The organism is Volucribacter psittacicida, from assembly GCF_004339025.1.
Taxonomy (GTDB): domain Bacteria; phylum Pseudomonadota; class Gammaproteobacteria; order Enterobacterales; family Pasteurellaceae; genus Volucribacter; species Volucribacter psittacicida.
The window spans coordinates 86,956-106,275 of sequence record NZ_SMFT01000003.1 but is presented as its reverse complement, the minus strand read 5'-3'; the positions used below and the strand labels follow the sequence as shown (position 1 = coordinate 106,275).

The 19,320-nt window shown below is 33.2% G+C and carries 11 protein-coding genes; 6 read left to right on the top strand and 5 right to left on the bottom strand.

All coding sequences use genetic code 11. The features are described from left to right. Nucleotides 1-50: 50 nt before the first annotated feature. On the bottom strand, nucleotides 51-3,797 hold the full coding sequence (locus EV694_RS07260; RefSeq protein ID WP_132691040.1) for a CDP-glycerol glycerophosphotransferase family protein: 3,747 nt from the start codon (nucleotides 3,795-3,797) through the stop codon (nucleotides 51-53). Between the two features lie 12 nt (nucleotides 3,798-3,809). Next, on the bottom strand, nucleotides 3,810-4,913 hold the full coding sequence (locus tag EV694_RS07255) for a stealth family protein (RefSeq protein ID WP_132691038.1): 1,104 nt from the start codon (nucleotides 4,911-4,913) through the stop codon (nucleotides 3,810-3,812). Nucleotides 4,914-5,221: 308 nt separating this feature from the next. Here EV694_RS07255 and EV694_RS07250 point away from each other — a divergent pair, with 308 nt between their 5' ends. The 4 genes from EV694_RS07250 to EV694_RS07235 are packed head-to-tail and all read left to right on the top strand — an operon-like array spanning nucleotide 5,222 to nucleotide 8,949. Continuing rightward, a complete protein-coding gene (locus EV694_RS07250) occupies nucleotides 5,222-6,379 on the top strand; it encodes a polysaccharide biosynthesis/export family protein (protein WP_165865509.1) in 1,158 nt (385 codons plus the stop codon). 13 nt (nucleotides 6,380-6,392) lie between these two features. Then, on the top strand, nucleotides 6,393-7,508 hold the full coding sequence (locus tag EV694_RS07245) for a capsule biosynthesis protein (protein ID WP_132691036.1): 1,116 nt from the start codon (nucleotides 6,393-6,395) through the stop codon (nucleotides 7,506-7,508). Beyond that, nucleotides 7,508-8,305, top strand: a complete 798-nt coding sequence (locus EV694_RS07240) for an ABC transporter permease (protein WP_132691034.1) — start codon at nucleotides 7,508-7,510, stop codon at nucleotides 8,303-8,305. Before EV694_RS07245 ends, EV694_RS07240 begins: the two co-directional genes overlap by 1 nt. Continuing rightward, entirely contained in the window at nucleotides 8,302-8,949 is a 648-nt protein-coding gene (locus EV694_RS07235) for an ABC transporter ATP-binding protein (RefSeq protein WP_132691032.1), read from the top strand. The genes EV694_RS07240 and EV694_RS07235 overlap by 4 nt, the downstream gene beginning before the upstream one ends. Nucleotides 8,950-9,656: 707 nt before the next feature. On the opposite strand, the gene gshAB is transcribed toward EV694_RS07235, so the two are convergent. Continuing rightward, nucleotides 9,657-11,930 (bottom strand): bifunctional glutamate--cysteine ligase GshA/glutathione synthetase GshB, encoded by a 2,274-nt coding sequence (gshAB, locus tag EV694_RS07230; RefSeq protein ID WP_132691030.1) that lies wholly within the window; start codon nucleotides 11,928-11,930, stop codon nucleotides 9,657-9,659. Between the two features lie 395 nt (nucleotides 11,931-12,325). Here gshAB and EV694_RS07225 point away from each other — a divergent pair, with 395 nt between their 5' ends. Together EV694_RS07225 and EV694_RS07220 are read left to right on the top strand one after the other, a co-directional pair. Next, nucleotides 12,326-14,758, top strand: coding sequence for a YadA-like family protein (locus tag EV694_RS07225; protein WP_132691028.1), 2,433 nt, complete (start codon nucleotides 12,326-12,328; stop codon nucleotides 14,756-14,758). Nucleotides 14,759-14,801: 43 nt separating this feature from the next. Further along, nucleotides 14,802-15,545 (top strand): OmpA family protein, encoded by a 744-nt coding sequence (locus tag EV694_RS07220; protein ID WP_132691026.1) that lies wholly within the window; start codon nucleotides 14,802-14,804, stop codon nucleotides 15,543-15,545. 71 nt (nucleotides 15,546-15,616) lie between these two features. On the opposite strand, the gene rpoD is transcribed toward EV694_RS07220, so the two are convergent. Both rpoD and dnaG read right to left on the bottom strand, forming a co-directional pair. Beyond that, a complete protein-coding gene (gene rpoD, locus EV694_RS07215; protein WP_132691023.1) occupies nucleotides 15,617-17,485 on the bottom strand; it encodes an RNA polymerase sigma factor RpoD in 1,869 nt (622 codons plus the stop codon). Nucleotides 17,486-17,540: 55 nt separating this feature from the next. Next, nucleotides 17,541-19,319 carry a DNA primase gene (gene dnaG / locus EV694_RS07210; protein ID WP_132691021.1) on the bottom strand — a complete coding sequence of 593 codons (1,779 nt, stop codon included), beginning with the start codon at nucleotides 19,317-19,319 and terminating at the stop codon, nucleotides 17,541-17,543. Nucleotide 19,320: the final 1 nt, after the last annotated feature.

Here is a 19,320-nt window from a genome sequence, read left to right as displayed (position 1 = left end):
CTTAAGAAACACACTTTTAAACATAAAACATTTCTCTATACTAGTTATATCTATTTTATACTTTTTATTAACGCTAATAATTTTTCTTTATTTTCTCTTTTATTTTTATCTGGATAAATGGCAGTCAACCCCCTTAAACAATATATTTGTTGTTCTAAATCACCAAAAACCTGAGCTATTTCTAAACATAAGTCCCAATATTCATATGGATGTTGATAATTTGGAACTATATATTGTTGTTTAGCTTTCTCTATTTCTCCCAGACGATAATACGCTAAAATAATTGGAAAAATCAGCTTATTTCTTAATGTAAAAGAGATTGATTTAGACTGTTGTAAGATATCTAACCAATTTCTATCCTCCATACTTTGTAGTATTTTATACTCCTGATATAACTCATTATTAGGGTATAATAAAATAGCTTCATCTAAAGTTTCCCTAAAGTTAGGAGATTTCTGTTTTCTTAGAGAAATAATATATTTTTCTAATACTTCAGATGGTAATAAACAAATATTATTGCCATTAGCTAAAGATTTCTCTAATTGAGAAATAACTTTTACATAATTTTTCTGTTCATAAGCCAAAAGTGCAATTTCAAATCTACTATTTCTTAAACCAGCAGAATGTTTTTCAAAAGCAACTAACTGAATATGAGCAGCAGAAAAATTACCCAGTTTTCTATAAGCTCTTGCTAACAATAACTGAGGCTGAAAATCTATTAGAATATTTTGAGGTAATAGTGTAATTTCTTCTTCTAAAGAAAGTATCTTTTCCCATTCATTTTTTACTGTATACAGCCATAATTCTAATAAGATTTTATATTCATTAATAAAATTTTTACTTCCATATTTTTTATATAACTCCATAAATTTATCATTTTCACTAAGCTCAATATAACAATGCATTAATATAATAATATTTTCTAATGATAAAGAAACATTACGTTTAATAATCTTAATAGTTTGCTTCCAATCCTGTGTTTTTAATGCAATTGATAATAATAAAGATAATTGAATATCTAAATTATCTAGCTCGAAGATCATTTCTTTAGCTTGGGAATATTTATTTTGTTCAATAAGGAGCTTTATTAATAGTTGGATATTTTCTCGATTATTGTCATATATTAATAATAATCTAGCTCTAGATTCAGCCAATTTCCAATCACGATGCTTAACAGCTTTATCTAAAAATAATTTTAGTACTTCTAAATTAATACTTGTCTCATCAGGTTTATCTAAATCAATAATCGCTTGATAAACTCTTTCACAATTTTTTCCATCTCTAAATGGAAATGTATTCTGAATTCGGCTAAGATAAGGTTCAAACGGTTTACCGTCATTAGCAAGAAGTTTTTCTAATTGATTAAATAATTCATATTCTGTAAATACTACTGGACCAAAACCATCATTTTCATAAGAAAAATAACCTTTTTGATAGATATGCTCTCCTGAGAATGCACTTTCTTGGTCAAATTGATAATAAATAACCATTTTCTCTAATAATGCCATCTCAAATGCTACAGAAGAGTAATCAGTGATCATTAGTTGAGCTTTTTGGAATAATTGCTGAATACTCTCACTTGAAGTAGTTGATTTCCATACGTTAATAAAAGACGGTATATTAAATAAACCCAAATAAGGCATTATATTTGCATGAGGTGCAAAGATAACCTGATATCCATAGTCATTAACTAATTGTTTTAATTTATTATGATGAATTATTTTATACCAAGATTGAGCATAATTAGTTTGCATAAAACTATCTGATAATAAACGATTATTACCATTACCAACAGTATTACCTACAATACTTCTTCTCCAAGTCGGCATAATTAAGATAATTTTATTATCTTTTTGATTACATTTTAATAGTTCATCATGACGAGGAAACCCCGTTAATACGACCTCTTTAGAGCTTAATTTATAACTATTATAGTTATCCGCTATAGAATGATATTCTGAAACTGTCGCAGTAATTAAACATTGTAGATTTTTCTTAGTATTGAACCAACTTGACATATTGTCTTTAGTTATGCCATGTTGTAGAAATATAAACTTTTTACTATATTCATATTCATCACCAAAATAATTATTAATATATCTATCTAAATGACTACTAATAATTTTAGAAGCTCTACATAAGTGTTGCTCAAATTCATAAGAACCATAATCCAATAAATTAAATCCTTCTTTTTTCAAGCGTTCCCAATCATGAGAATCTTTTCTCAAAGCAAAATAACAGACTTGTTCAGGATAATTTTCTTTCAAGTAGCGATATAAATGCTCTGCATTATCATCAGCTTGAATATCTCGATCCATTATTAACCATGTGTCATCTGTTTGATATTTTAATGATGGCTTAAAAGACTTTAATATATCTTTAACTTTTATTGACTGATAATGTTTACCTTTTAAACTAATTCTTGCAAGAATATTATTTATTTTTACAGATAAAACTTGTTCTTCATTATCAAATGGAATCCAAATGCGTTTCTCATAGACAAAAGGATTACCAACAAAAGTGTGTATAGTTGTTTTATATATTTTAGGAACAATATCTTGATTATCTAGATAGAAGTTATCTAGCTCATTATCAAAATGAGTAAAATAGGAAATTAATATCTGTTTCTTACTTAAATCTATATTTTCAACATAGACAATTTGTAGTTTAGGAGCAGTATTCTTGAATAATCCTAATAATCCAACTTTCTGAAGAAACCATATACCTGATAAATTAAACGACATAATTGTTTCTATATTAATGAAATCAAAAACTCTATGCAAATATTTCAAGAAATTATCTTTCTCATTATTGCTAAGAAAATTAGTTTTTTCATCATTATTAACTAGTCCTATAATATACCAAGATATATGATATAAGGCTGTAATTTGTATAAATAAAGGAATGTAATTTAGCTCTTTGTGATATTTCTCTAACACAGGAATAACTCCATATTTATATACATCTAAATACTGTTCTGGCATGGAATTAGCATTATTCAAAGTAGAACTATTATCACTTCTTTTACGATAAAAATAAATTGAGTTTTTTAGAAATGCTATTTTTTTATCAAAATTTTTTAATATATATTCAGAAGTAAATTTAGCGTCTTCAAAACTAGGTTTAACTTTCTCATCAAATAGTAGGCCTCCAATTCTTCTATCAGAAATTTTAAAGATTGTACTAGGTGCACTCATTTGTATAAAATTATTCATACTTTTTAGAGACATTATAGATACATCTTTAGTGAATTTATATTTTAGAGGATGAGAATCTTTAAAAATTTTACCATTTTCAAAATAAAAAATTAGATTAGTTCCAATTAGAGAAATATCACTATCCTTAGCCAAAACATCATCTATTTCCTTAAAATAATCAGGATGTAAAAAATCATCAGGGTCAGTAAATGTTACCCATTCTGTTTTAACATGCTTTAGTCCTAAATTTCTTGCAGATGATTGCCCCCCGTTATCTTTATAGAAATAGGTAATATTATTAGGGTACTTTCTTTGCCATTTTTTAATAATTTTTGCAGAATTATCTGTAGAACCATCATCCACACAAATAATATGGATATGATCTTTGAAATGTATTGACTGCTTGACAATACTATTAAAATAATCATCTAGATATTTTTCAACATTATAAACAGCTGAAACAATAGTAAAATTATGTCTTGATTCATACTTCTTTGGAATAATGCGTTTAATTTTTACTGAATGCTTCAAATACATATCTTTAAAGAATAAACGAGGATTATTGATTAATTTTTTGAATTTTCTAGTTGTTTTTTTCATAGATTTAGATCCTTAGTCATAATAATTATTTAACATATTAATCAATTGTTTTTGATAATCCGGTATAGATTCACTAATACTATTAAAATCATTGGCACAAAATGAGTGGGGAGACTCGTTTAGGTTTTTCTTATTTAGTAATTTCTTATATTGGATAGGGGCATTTCTTGATCTTATATTAAAATAATAACAAATATCACTTCTAGGCACAGATTTACCTTCTAAATACATTAACCAGGGAACTAAAAAATTAGCTAAATTAATATCATTATTATTTCTAAATTTATTAGGAAGAAAAGCTAAAATAGCTTCTTCATATAATGACCAAGCTAACTCATAAGCACTTCTTTTTAAAGGGATGTAAGTATGTACTAGTGGAGTATCAATATTAATATTATAATATTTCTTTAATAAGAAAATACTATTTTTAGAGGCAGACAACGTAGCAGTTATTTTCCCTTTAGATTCCATTTTCTTTAAACTTTTATCAGCTAAAAAAATAGAAGCTATACCATTTTGAAGAAAAAAATGTTCTTTTGATAATTCTTGAGCAACAAAAACATCATCATTAAAGTAAATAAAATTCTCACTTAAGTCTGGTATCTTATATAAAAAAGCTTCAATGACATGAGAATTAAATGTAGGGAGAAATCTATCATCTATAATTTCCCTATGATCAATTATCTTTACTTTAGGATGGTTCTTAAACCAAAATGGTACTTGATTATCAGTAATAATATAAATTTTATTTACCCATGGTAAAAATCTTAAAACTGAATTTACAGAATAAAACAACTCATTATGATTACAAAACCTAGCCATATCAGTTGCGTATAAGGCAGAAATAACATCACCATTATTGTATTTATGATATTTTTCTAACCAATTTTTATCCGAATTATTAACCCAAGTAAAAACAATATCTACATTATTTTGATTCTCTTTATCTAAACAGTTTCTAGTAATTACAGAATTTAACTTTTTTTCAATATTAATAACTGTCCTTTCTTCATCCTCGTGATAAGGTTGCTCAATATTTTTTATAGGGTATTTTTTGTTCAAATAGTCACGAAAGAAAATATGAGGATTAGTAAAAAGTTTTCTAATATTCTTCATTATATTCTAAACTCTATTCTAAACTTATGAAATCTCTAAAGATATATTATACAAATTTAACTAGAAATAATTCTACTCTATAGAAAAACTGAAAATCAACTAAATTTACTAACCCTAATAATCAGGGTGGGAGGGGGGGGGTAACCAATTGATAAATATAATATTTTACACGTAAATTAATGAGTTTTGTAAGAAAAATTAGAATAAAAAATGAAAAACTTTGCCATTTATATCTAATCATCTTAGAATATACACTAAAATTTTTAGACAAATTAAAAACTCAAATTTTGTTATACCAAATTGTACCAATGAAAAAACTACCTCTATTAATCAGTATAGCCCTACTAACAGGCTGTAATGCTATGCCTACTTCTGGGCCTAGCCAAAGTAAAGTAATGGATTTACAACAAACCAGTTCTTTAGAATCTCGAGTTGATGTTATTGATGTGGATAATCGCACAGTAACAAACTTATTTAACCAACAACAAGCACAATCCTTTAGCCAATTTCCTTCAGCTCAACGTAACTATACAGGTACCGTAGGAGTTGGCGATATATTAGATGTTATGCTGTGGGAAGCTCCGCCTGCTATTTTATTTGGAGGTGGATTGAACAGTACTGGTACGGGAAATTCTCAATTAACTTCTTTACCAGAGCAAATGGTAAGTTCCAATGGGAAAATTACTATACCATTTCTTGGGGCTATTCATGTAGCAGGGAAAACCCCTGAGCAAATCCAACAAGAAATTATTAAACGATTAAGGCCTATGGCGAATCAACCACAAGCGATGGTTAGATTAGTGAAAAACAATTCAGCTAATGTTACTGTGTTACGACAGGGCAATAGCATCCGAATGCCTTTAACCTCTTATGGCGAACGTGTATTAGACGCCGTTGCAGCCGTTGGCGGTGTGAGTGAGAATGCGGAAGATATTTCTGTTCAACTAATGCGTGGCAACGAAGTAAAAACTATTTCTTTAGAAACATTAGCGGCTAAACCCCAAGAAAACATTGCTTTACGTTCTGGCGATGTATTATCTCTTTTAAATAATCCCCTTAGTTTTACAGCATTAGGAGCTGTAGGGGCAAATAAAGAGGTAAAATTTTCTGCGAAAGGGCTTACTTTAGCAGAGGCAATAGGACGTATGGGCGGTTTAATTGATACTCGTTCTGACCCTAGAGGTGTTTTTGTTTTTCGTTACACTCCATTTGAACAGTTAAATCCGCAAGAAAAAGCATTATGGCAGAAAAAAGGTTATTCCGTAGGTACTGAAATACCAACGGTATATCGCATTAATTTATTACAACCAGAAGCCTTATTTTGGTTACAACGTTTTCCTATTCAAAATAAAGATGTGGTTTATGTATCTAATGCGCCATTAAGTGAATTCCAAAAATTCTTAAGAATAATTTTCTCCATTACTTCACCCGTAACTAGCACTGCAAGTAATGTAAATAATTTATAAGCAAGTAGGTTATATGAATAAGTTTCCTTTACTCACTAAACTATGGAAGAAATTTAATCCATTATTTTGGCTATTGGTGATTTTACCCACTAGCTGTTCCGTTCTCTATTTTACGTTTTGGGCATCAGATATTTATATTTCCGAAACAAACTTTGTGGTAAGAACGCCACAAAACCAAGCGAGTTTAACGGGAGTAGGTTCATTATTACAGAATGTAGGATTTTCTCGCTCACAAGATGATACTTATACGGTATTAGCTTTTTTACGTTCTCGAGAAGCTTTAACTCAAGTATCAAACATTTTACCTGTTCGTCAATATTATAGTGATAAAGGAGATTTTTTTAGACGATTTAATCCTTTGGGATTAAAACCTGAGGATGAAGCCTTTTATCAGTATTTTCAAGATTATTTATCTGTCAATGTGGATTCTGTATCTGGTATTGCCAGCCTAAGGGTTAGGGCATTTGAAGCAAATGAAGCCGAAGAAATTAGTTTAAATTTATTAAAACAAGCTGAAATGTTAATTAATCGACTTAATGAACGAGCAAGAAAAGATACCATTATGTTTTCTGAACAAGCGGTAAAAAAAGCAGAACAAGATGTGATGGATTCTGCACAAGCATTAAGCCAATATCGCATTAAAAATGGTATTTTTGATGTTACCGCAGAATCAGAAATCTTATTATCTTCCATTTCTCGTTTACAAGATGAATTGATTAACATACAAACACAACTACAGCAAATTCAAGCACTTTCGCCACAAAACCCTCAAATTAATACACTAAAAGTTCGAGAAAAAAGTATCAAAACTGAAATTGAAAAACAAATCAATTTAGTCTTAGGAGGAGGGCATTCTATTGCGACACAAACCGCAGAATATCAACGTTTAGTATTGACAAATACTTTAGCTCAACAGCAATTAACTACCGCGATCACTGCATTACAAAATGCAATTAGTGAAGCCGATAGGAAACAACTTTATCTTGAAGTCATTACACCACCAAGTAAACCTGATTTAGCATTAGAACCTCATCGTTTATATAATATTTTAGCGACATTCTTTTTCGGTTTATTACTTTATGGCATTGTTCGCTTATTAGTTGCGAGTATTCGTGAGCATAGAAACTAATGAATTACGGTAAAAAAACCACCTTTAAACGCTCTAGAGTTATTCAGTGGAGAGTGATTAAAGCGTTATTGCTGAGAGAAATTATTACGCGTTATGGACGACGTAATATCGGTTTTATGTGGTTATTTGTTGAACCCTTATTAATGACCGTTTTAATCGCATTATTATGGGGTACAGTTCGTGCGAATAGTTTCTCTACCTTAAATATTTTAGCTTTCACAATTACAGGGTATCCACTAATGATGATGTGGCGTAATGCTTCTAGGAGAGCAATTGGTGCAATTGCTGGGAATATAGGCTTACTCTATCATCGTAATGTCCGGGTATTGGATACGCTATTAGCAAGAATGTTGCTTGAAATTGCAGGGACAACTATCGCTCAATTAGTCATTATGACCCTTTTCATTGCATTGGGTCTTATTGATTTTCCACAAGATATGTTTTATATGCTATTAGCTTGGGGATTAATGGCTGGTTTTGCAATTGGTTTAGGCTTGATTATTGCTTCCATCGCCCAATATTTTGAGCCCTTTGGTAAAATATGGGGAACCTTATCTTTCCTTATGATGCCACTCTCAGGTGTATTTTTCTTCGTACATTCCTTGCCAGCACAAGCACAACAATATATTCTTTGGCTTCCTATGGTGCATGGAACTGAAATGTTTCGTAAAGGATATTTTGGTGACACTGTTATTACCTATGAACAACCCTTATTTATTTTAACCTGCGACTTAGTCCTAATTTTTATAGGTCTATTACTTGTAAAACACTTTAGCAAAGGCGTAGAACCACAATGATTCGTATCACTAATGTAAGCAAACGCTATCAAACTCGCTCTGGTTGGAAAAACGTATTAAAAAATATTAATTTTGAGCTAAAAAAAGGGGAAAAAGTTGGTATTCTTGGACGAAATGGAGCAGGAAAATCAACACTTATCCGTTTACTGAGTGGCGTTGAGCCTCCTACAAGCGGTAATATAGAACAAAATATGAGCATCTCTTGGCCACTAGCATTTAGTGGCGCATTTCAAGGAAGTTTAACCGGAATGGATAACCTACGCTTTGTTTGCCGTATTTATGGTGCTGATATTAATTATGTAAAAAATTTTACAGAAGAGTTTTCTGAATTAAGCGAATATCTCTATGAGCCTGTTAAAACATATTCCTCTGGTATGAAAGCAAGATTAGCTTTTGCTTTATCGCTATCCATTGAATTTGATTGTTATTTAATTGATGAAGTCATTGCAGTGGGGGATTCTCGCTTTTCAGATAAATGTAAATATGAACTTTTTGAAAAAAGAAAGGATCGCTCTATTATTTTAGTTTCGCACAGCCCATCTGCTATAAAAAATTATTGTGACAACGCCATGGTATTAGATGAAGGCATTTTACATAAATTTCCGTCTATTGATGAAGCATATAAATATTATAATAAAAAATAAATTGTAAGATAAATATCCTTGATATAATATTGTTTTATAATGGAAAAAATAATTACTAAAAAATGGCTTAAAACATTATAGTAAAAGCTTTAAATCGTTTTTTTAAACAATAAGAAAAAAAGCAGAGTATATATTACAAACATATAAAGAAACTAGTAATGATGTATATTCTTATTTGAACCACTATAAATCCTAATAAAATTTAGTTTCATTATTTCAAGAAAGAAAAAACTTATAAAGAGCCTATATTAAATATCAATATCCCATAAAAGCCACTCCAAAAACATATTGATAAAGCCTCACAAACAGTATTAAAACATCCTCTATCGACATATCTAAATATTATTATCGACACTATTTTCTTTAAATAAAATTTTGGTATTTTAATATTAATGAATATCCTGACAAGAATGGCTTTTTCGTCATTTACATTATTATAGCGAAACAACTCAAAGTATCATACAAACAACTTTACAATAATCCAATAAGTGCAGTATTCCTCGCATATTGTTACTAAGTTTTATGAAATACGAAATTATTTGACTATACAGTAAGCCTAAGAGGAAATTAATTACAATAAATTAAGAAAAAGCATAACGTTATATTTATAAGAGTTTTCAAATAAAAAGAGTTGCTAACAATTTGGGAAAATTATTATTAGCAACCATTATATCTTTGTTAATGGATCAAAATAATCATAAAAACACCTAACTCCACCACTCAGGAAACAACATCTTAATCACATCTAATGTAACACGGCGAGATTTTCCTTGATAAGGGAAAATATGCATCATCATCATTGGATTAAAGTTTGCCTCAATCACGCCCCAAGAGGCTAAACTTGGTTCTGCGGGCTTATTAAGATCGGGAATAATTAAATCCACGCCACACACCGCCGCCCCCATTGCTTTGCTGATACCCACAGCTAACGCTTTATAGCTAGGGTGCATCGCCTCAGTCATATCAATACTATCGCCACCTGTACTGATATTCGAATTAGCTCGTAGCTGTACTAACTGCCCTTTGGCAGGAATGGAAGCTGTTGTTAAGCCTTGTTCTTTTAACTGGAGCTGTTCAATTTCACCTAAGGCAATTTTTTTCAATGGGGTACGACTACCATCGCCACGTAGTGGATGATCATTTTTCATTGCTACTAATTCAGCTACCGTATGAACCCCATCGCCTTCAACATTTGCTGGCACACGCAATAAGACCGCCAAAGTGTTATCGCCTAATACAAAAAAGCGGTATTCTGTGCCAACCAAATAATCTTCAATCATCACTTCTTTATCTTCACGAAAAGCAATTTCCACTGCCTTGGCAAAATCTTGTTTATTTTTTACCCCTTGCTGAAAAATCGTGATCCCTAAGCCAAAATTGGTGGATTTTGGTTTAATGACGACAGCCCGATTTTCAAATAAAGGATAATTTGCTACCGCACTTTCTAAATCAGTAAACTCAATAGATTGGGGAACATTAAAACCTGCTTTCGCTAACACTTTTTTCGTGACCACTTTATTTTCCATAATTAATGGCGAAATATAGCTATCTTTACTGGTCATATTGCCATTTTTCACATATTCAATATGTTCACCAAATTGTAAACAAAGGAATTGATCACTTTCATCTAAAATATCTACTTTGATGCCTTTTTGAATTAAATCAAACATCAAGGCTTGGGTGGAAAGTTCCATATTGGCAAAGGCCGACAAGGCATAAAATTTTTCACAGGCTTGTTGTTTATATTGTTGCGCCAATGTGGCGCCGAGAATCTGATAATCACCTGATTGTTCAATGGCTTTAACTAAACGTCCACATAAGGTTTGAGCAGGATCGGCAAATTGATTTAATTTGTCTTGCACAATGTCAATTAGCTTTTGTTCTGCCTCAATCTCTTTCAACATAGCGATTAATTGTTGTAAAATTTGCTCGCCCTCTTGACGGAATTTTGTAGGTTGCAAAGGCGATTCTAAGGCAACTTCGCCTAACATTTTTTTGCCTAAATCTACCGCACTTTGATCACTGTCTTCCAACCAGATCATCAATAAAACAAAAAGATGAATAAACTTCGCATCCTCTAAATTTATGCCATAAGCCTCAAAAGGGTTTAAATCAAACAAACGAAATTCCAAATATTGAATACCTTTATTCAATAAATCACGTACTTTTTTTGCGCCACGCAAACGGACATTAGAATAAAATTCTTTTTCCGCAATCAATTTCCCCATATTGACCCAATGTTCTAGACTTTCTACATAATCTTGTAAATTTTCAAAAGAAACTTTGATTTCAGGCGCATTGACATAACCATATTGGCTAGAACGTAAACTACGCACATATTGCCCATTTTTCAATGGTGAACCCTGTTGAAAATAATCCGCTTGTACTGTTGGGGTTGCGGATAAGAGATAAACCAAAATCCATTGATAACGTAAGAAGTTGCGTGCCATTTTCATATATAAATTATTCTGAAAATCCACCGCACTTTGTTCCGTATTTTGTGCCTTAAATAACGCTTCAATAAAATCTGGCGATAACTGAAAATTATAATGGATACCGCTAACCATTTGTTTATTTTTGCCATATACAGCGACCAAATGTTCACGATAAGCCACATCTTCAGCATTATCTAACTGAGCAACTTGAATAAGTGATTCATCGGGTAGCCCTGCGGGCATACTTAATGGAAAAATATACTCATCTTCAGGCAAAGAACGTGCTACCACTTCGTGGATAGCGGATAACCAACGTAAACTGTCATTGAGATTCTTACAAGGTGGCGTAATTAATTCTAATTGACTTTCGGCAAAATCTGTTTGGATATAAGGATGATAAGCACGATTACCAAATAATGCAGGGTGTGGCGTAGTCACAATGCGTCCATCAGCATAAACTCGCTGGCTTTCTTTTTCTAAACCGAAACTCCCTTGTTGAAATAATAAACCAAGCTGATGTTGCTTAATGATTCCTCTAATATCCATACTTATCCTTTCATTATTGATCACGATAGATTAATCAAAATGACTATTATCAATAATAATCCTATAAATGCAAAGATTAAGTTTTTATGAATTAGATGTTTTTGTCATATTGTGATAGAGAATATCGGGTATAAGATTAAGCATTCTTAATATTTCTTTAGTCATTTTTATAATAAATATAAAAAACGTGATTTTGATTATAAAAAGTTATATAATTCAAAAAAATTAATTTCCATTTAATATAACTAAGGAGTTTTTATAATGAATTACTTTTTGAAAACACAATGTGTTCGATCAAGTAATGATATCTCTATGCTTGGTTCAATAATTTCCAGAGATAACATCAAAAACCAAATTACCCCCCCCTCGACACTTCAAAAGGAGTGTTGAGATTAATGCAAGTTTTTAAACAGAGTTTAGTAATTAATCATTTTCCGAAAATTTTTCCATTAAGTTTAGCGAGCACCATATTAATGACTTGGGCAACACATGTTCAAGCTCAAACCATAGATTATATTGATATTAATTCTCAAGATACAACGACAACAGATGCACAAGGCAAAGATTCTATCGCAACAGGACAAGGAGCTAAAACGTCTAAAGAAGCAGAAAAATCTATTGCGATTGGTGCTGGTGCAACAGTAGAAACTAACCAATGGTATGCAACGAATGCAACTAGTAGAAAGTTAAAACAAGAATATTCAAGTATTGGTGCAATTGCAATTGGTTCGTCTGCCAAAAGTGTCAGTGAGGGTTCTATTTCCTTAGGTCAAAATGCAAAAGCATTACAACAAAAGTCAATAGCTATCGGTATTAACTCTAATTCTAGCGGTTGGAGTACCATTGCAATTGGGGATGGTGCAGCCGTTATTAGTGATTTCGATATGAGTCCTGAAGGAGCAGCAGCTGGTAAAAATGAGGAAGCTAACAAAAGTAAAGGGGCGATAGCTATAGGACAAAACGCCAAAGCCCAATATGCAACAGCAATTTCTATGGGGCAAAATGCTAAAGCTGAAGGACAAGCAACGGTAGCAATAGGTAGAAAAGCAAATGCTCTTGTGGCTTTATCTACTGCGGTGGGAGCTGATTCTTTAGCTGAACAAGCTGGTGCGAGTGCTTTTGGTGCTTTAGCGAAAGCTAAAGGATATGGCTCAACAGCAATAGGTGATAATGCCACAGTTACCAATGAGGCTACTTATGGTACAGCACTTGGTATGTCATCTCGAGTGACTCAAACTTCAGGTATTGCGTTAGGTATATTATCTGAAGCAACAGGTAGAGATGCTATTGCAACAGGATTTACTTCGTTAGCTTCTGGTTATAAATCTATTGCAACAGGTTCAGGGACAGTTGCAAGTGGTAATATGGCAATTGCGATTGGTTCAGTGACAACGCAAACTACAGGTTGGAATGAAAACTCTAGAGGAGTTTTTACTGAATCTACGCATGAAGTAGAAAATGCTTCAGGCGATTATTCAATTATGTTAGGCGTTGACGGTATTGCAGCAGGTGAGAAATCTATTGTTTTAGGCTATAAAAATAATGTTAAAGGGACAAACTCTAGTGCAGTAGGTAGTTTAAATACCGTTATCGCAGAAAATGCTAATGTAGTTGGTAGTAATATTACCGCCGATGTAGATAACTCAATTTATCTTGGTACAAATTCAAGAGCAACAGCAGGAACTAAAGCCTTAACTAGTAACGGTTTAGCAGGGCAAACGACCACAGCGGGTTTAGGGACGGTATCTAATACAACATTGACTTTCTCTAATGGTTCGACAGCTACCTTTGGTAATTTTGCAGGCGCCAGTGCAGTCGGTGTGGTTACAGTCGGTGCATCAGGAGCAGAACGCCGTATTCAAAATGTTGCGGCAGGGGAAATTTCTGCAAATTCTACTGATGCGATAAATGGTAGTCAACTTTATGCTATTACTTATAGTTTAACTGAACAAATTAAAAATCTTTCTGGCTCAATTGATATTAAACCGGGTAAAAATATTGAGGTTACTAAACAAGAAACCAATAATGGTTCAGGGAATGGTGACACCACTAAGAAAACAGAATATACGATAAGCACTGCAGATAATGTTGAGTTTAATAAAGTCAAAGTTGGTGATATTACTATTGATAGTTCAAGCAAGAAAATTACTGGGCTAAATGAGGGTGAAATCAGCGAAAACAGTAAAGAGGCAATAAATGGTAGTCAATTATATGAAGTTAAACAAACTGTTAGCAAAGGATTAAATTTTGGCGCAGATCAAGGTTCGGTAGTAAATCGCCAACTTGGTGATACCATGACAATTACGGGTGATAGTAATATTACTACGAAAACTACACCTAAAGGTGTTCAGGTTACTTTAAATAAAGATATTAATCTTGATAGTGTAACAACAGGTAATACTAAAATGAATAACAATGGTATTACTATTCGTGGTGGTGCTAATGGTACAGTATCCTTAACCCAAAATGGTTTAGATAATGGCGGTAATCGTATTACTAATGTGGCTGCTGGGGTTAATCCAACTGATGCTGTAAATGTGAGTCAGTTAGGCAATGTAGAGAATCGTTTAAATGATCGCATTAATCGTGTGGATAATAAACTACGAGCAGGGATCGCTGGGGCTGCCGCACTTGGTATGTTGGCACAACCGACTATGCCGGGTAAATCTATGGTAGCAGTAAGTGGCACTAACTATCGCGGAGAATCTGCTATGGCATTAGGGGTTTCTCGTGTTTCAGATAATTCTAAATGGGTATTAAAATTAGGGGCATCAGCTAATACTCGTAGTGATTATCTAGTAGGTGCATCGGCAGGCTATCAATGGTAGAATGCTCGTTCACTTTTTAGAGCAAACAATAAAAGGAAAAAAAATGGATATTAAACGACTTTTTTTAACATCTCTGATAGCAACAAGTGTTATAGGGTGTGGTAACTTAAGTGAAGTAACAGAACAAGGAACAACGGAAAATCCAGTATGGCCTAAAATTGAAAATAGTCAATTTAACCATGATGGTAGTCAATATGGCTCTTGGCCAAACTGGGATAATGTTAATCTTATTGAATCTGGTATGAATAAAGATCAAATTTATAATTTAATTGGTCGTCCTCATTTCAATGAAGGATTATTTGGCGTAAGAGAATGGGATTACGTATTTAATTTCCGTGAAAATGGTCAACACAAAATTTGTCAGTTTAAAGTGTTATTTGATAAACAAATGAATGCACAGTCTTTATTATGGTACCCCGAGAATTGTGCTAACCGTTATGAGTTTTCAGGTGATTTTTTATTTGATTTTAATGCTACACAATTAAGTCCAAAAGGACGTGAACACTTGGCGCAAGTCGCAGAAAAACTAAAAGCTCAAAAAGTTAATCATATTCGAGTGGCAGGTTATACTGATCGATTAGGATCAGAGAGTTATAATTTAGCTCTTTCTCAACAACGAGCAGAAGCTGTAAAACAATATTTAGTCACATTAGGGATTTCTTCCAATAAAATTTCTAGTATAGGTTATGGTAAGTCTGAACAAGTTAAGTCTTGTGAGGGGGAAACAGGGAAAGAATTGAAAAATTGTTTAGCACCAAACCGTAGGGTAGTAATTACAGCTGAATAACTGTATGATTAATAAATACATAAAAAAGATCAGCTTAACGCTGATCTTTTTACTATTAATTTCCCCTCATCTTATTCATCCAAGAAACTTCTTAACGTTTCCGAACGACTTGGATGACGTAATTTGCGTAAGGCTTTAGCTTCAATTTGACGAATACGTTCGCGCGTCACATCAAATTGCTTACCAACTTCTTCCAAGGTATGGTCGGTATTCATATCAATACCAAAACGCATACGTAAAACCTTCGCTTCTCTTGGTGTTAATCCCTCTAACACTTCGTGAGTAGCGGCACGTAAACTTTGTGCTGTTGCTGAATCTAATGGGAGTTCTAGGGTATTATCCTCGATAAAATCACCTAAATGTGAATCGTCATCATCGCCTACAGGTGTTTCCATTGAAATCGGCTCTTTCGCAATTTTTAGCACCTTACGAATTTTATCTTCAGGCATTCCCATGCGTTCAGCCAATTCTTCTGGCGAGGCTTCTCGTCCCATTTCTTGTAGCATTTGACGAGAAATACGGTTTAATTTGTTAATGGTTTCAATCATATGTACCGGGATTCGAATTGTTCTTGCTTGATCCGCAATAGAACGTGTTATTGCCTGACGAATCCACCAAGTCGCATAAGTAGAGAATTTATATCCTCGACGATATTCAAATTTATCGACAGCTTTCATTAACCCGATATTACCTTCTTGAATTAAATCAAGGAATTGTAAACCACGATTAGTATATTTTTTAGCAATAGAAATAACCAAACGTAAGTTTGCTTCTACCATTTCTTTTTTCGCCCGGCGAGCTTTTAATTCACCTTGTGCGATTCGTTCACCGATATCACGAATTTGTTTAATGGTTAAATTGCTTTCCGCTTCAATCGCTTTTAATGCCATAATTGCCTGACGAATCTCGTTTTCATAATTCGCCAATTTTTCTGACCAAGGTTTGCCAGCGGAAAGAAGTTTATCTAGCCATTCTTCATTAGTTTCGTTACCAATAAAGGCTTTTTGGAAAGTACCTTTTGGTGCTTTTGCAAATTCAACTGCATAACGCTGAATACCACGTTCTTGTACACGCACTTGCTTCATCATATTTCGCATAGAGATAACTAACGTATCAAATTGTTTCGGTACAAGACGGAATTGTTGGAATATGTCAGATAATAAAACAATTTGTTCTTTAGCTTTTTTATGAGTTCGTCCGTGAGCTTGAATGACTTCTAGGGTCTTGCTATGTTGTAATTTTAATGCTGTGAACTTTTCACGAGCCACTTCTGGATCAATGCTATTGTCGCTGTCACCATCATCAGAATTTGAGGATTCGCTTTCTTCATCTTCTTCGTCATCATCTAAATCCGATGAATCCACATTACTCTCTTCATCTTCATCATCTAAATCTGATAATTGTTCATCATCAATTTGTTCTTCAGACATCACATTAGGATCCACAAAGCCTGTGATTAAATCTGATAAACGAACGGTACCTTCTTCAACTAATTGATATTGATCTAAGAGATAGGTAATGGCTTCAGGATATTCAGCTACCGCACATTGTACTTCATTAATCCCGTCTTCAATGCGTTTAGCAATGTCAATTTCGCCTTCACGAGTAAGCAATTCAACGCTTCCCATTTCACGCATATACATACGCACAGGATCGGTCGTTCTACCCAATTCAGCTTCAACGCTAGACAACACTTGTGTCGCTTCTTCCACCGCATCTTCATCTGCAATGCTTTCATTAAGCATAAGATCATCGGCATCTGGGGCAACTTCTAAGACTTGAATACCCATATCATTGATCATTTGGATAATATCATCAATTTGATCGGTATCCACTAACTCTTCAGGTAGTGCATCATTCACTTCTGCGTATGTTAAATACCCTTGTTCTTTTCCTTGGGCGATTAACAATTTTAATTGTGATTGTGGATTTTGCTCCATATTTTCTATCCGCATTGGTTAATTAATCATAAAAGACAGCTAATGCGCTATCTTATCATTGTTCGTGGCTATTCTCTAGCGCCTTCTTTTTGTGAGTATTTAATAACTGAGCAAACTCAAGTTTTTCTTCCATTGTTAAGCTATCACTACGATCTTTGGCAATAAGCACATTCATTCGTTGTTCTGCCCATTGTTCATATAAAAAAAGTAATGTATCAATAAAAGTAGCTTCAATTTTGTCATCTTTTATCAAATGGTTCCAGCTTGATAAGATTTCAAGGGGTTTAAAATGTTCCGTATCTCGCCAGTGCTCTAATAGATGTCCTACTTTACTATCAGGTCGGCGACGGCATTGTTCAACTAAATCATAAAAGAGATCAAAACCTGCTTCATTAAGTTGCTTTAATGGCGATAAATCCATAGTAATTAAATTCACTAATTGTGGATTTTGCAATAATAAAGCAATTAAAATCCGCATTGGCGTATGTTTTAATTTAGGCTGATTATCTACCGCACTTTGATGGCTATTAGTTTGAATAGGAAGTAATTTTTCTAATTGCTTTTCATCAAGAATCCCCAGCTTTTGTGCTAAGCTATTACGCAAATATAAGCGTAACATTTCTCCTGGTATTTGTTTAATTAAAGGGATCGCCAAAGCAGCAAGTTTACTTCTCCCTTCTTGACTCGCAAGATCCACTTGTGCCATCAAATGTGCAAACATAAAATCCGTTAAAGATTGTGCTTGTGCTAAATGCTGCTCAAAAATTTGTTTACCATGTTGACGTATAAAAGAATCAGGATCTTCGCCATCAGGTAAAAAGACAAATTTTAACTGTCGCCCATCATATAAATAAGGCAAGGCATTATTTAGCGCTCGCCAAGCCGCATCACGTCCAGCTCTATCCCCATCATAGCAACAAATCACTTGTTCTGTCGCACGAAAAATAAGCTGAATTTGTTCTGGCGTTGTAGCGGTTCCTAACGCTGCCACAGCATAATCCACCCCAAACTGTGCTAACGCCACCACGTCCATATAGCCCTCGACCACCAATAAAAAATCAGGGCTATCATTAATTTGCAAGGCTTCATATAAACCGTATAACTCATTACCTTTATGATAAAGTACCGTTTCTGGTGAGTTTAAATATTTCGGTTTTGCATCAGTAATTACCCGCCCACCAAAGGCAATATTCCGCCCTCGCCGATCTCGAATAGGAAACATAATACGATGGCGAAAACGATCATAAACATTCCCTTTTTCATTACGAGAAAGCATACCAATATCAAACAACAGATTCTGCTCTTGTCTATTTTTTGCAAAACGTTGCAATATATTATTCATTCCATCAGGAGCAAAACCAATTTGAAAACGTTCAATTATTTCCGCAGAAAGCCCTCTCTGTTGCAAATAATGCTGAGCCGATAAATGATTTTCAAGTTGTTGCTGATAAAAATGCGTAATTTCTTGCATTAACTCATGCAAATTACGCTTGGTTTGATAATTAATTTGTGGTTTTGCTGACGGATTACGCTGTTCATAAGGTACTTCTAGCCCAAGAAAAGCAGCAAGCTCTTCAATAGCTTCAACAAATTCTAATTTGTCATATTCCATTAAAAAGGTAATCGCATTACCATGTGCACCGCAACCAAAACAGTGATAGAACTGTTTTTTTTCGCTAACAGTGAAAGAAGGTGTTTTCTCATGATGAAAAGGACAACAAGCCTGATAATCACGTCCCGCTTTTTTTAACTTAACACGACTATTAACAATATCAACAATATCAACCTTTGCTAATAATTCGTCAATAAATATACGTGGAATTTGACCTTTCACC

Bases quoted from the DNA above. Each gene is read 5' to 3' on its own strand.
- EV694_RS07260 (WP_132691040.1), bottom strand. From the start codon at position 3,797: ATGAAAAAAACAACTAGAAAATTCAAAAAATTAATCAATAATCCTCGT.
- EV694_RS07255 (WP_132691038.1), bottom strand. From the start codon at position 4,913: ATGAAGAATATTAGAAAACTTTTTACTAATCCTCATATTTTCTTTCGT.
- EV694_RS07250 (WP_165865509.1), top strand. From the start codon at position 5,222: ATGAAAAAACTACCTCTATTAATCAGTATAGCCCTACTAACAGGCTGT.
- EV694_RS07245 (WP_132691036.1), top strand. From the start codon at position 6,393: ATGAATAAGTTTCCTTTACTCACTAAACTATGGAAGAAATTTAATCCA.
- EV694_RS07240 (WP_132691034.1), top strand. From the start codon at position 7,508: ATGAATTACGGTAAAAAAACCACCTTTAAACGCTCTAGAGTTATTCAG.
- EV694_RS07235 (WP_132691032.1), top strand. From the start codon at position 8,302: ATGATTCGTATCACTAATGTAAGCAAACGCTATCAAACTCGCTCTGGT.
- gshAB (WP_132691030.1), bottom strand. From the start codon at position 11,930: ATGGATATTAGAGGAATCATTAAGCAACATCAGCTTGGTTTATTATTT.
- EV694_RS07225 (WP_132691028.1), top strand. From the start codon at position 12,326: ATGCAAGTTTTTAAACAGAGTTTAGTAATTAATCATTTTCCGAAAATT.
- EV694_RS07220 (WP_132691026.1), top strand. From the start codon at position 14,802: ATGGATATTAAACGACTTTTTTTAACATCTCTGATAGCAACAAGTGTT.
- rpoD (WP_132691023.1), bottom strand. From the start codon at position 17,485: ATGGAGCAAAATCCACAATCACAATTAAAATTGTTAATCGCCCAAGGA.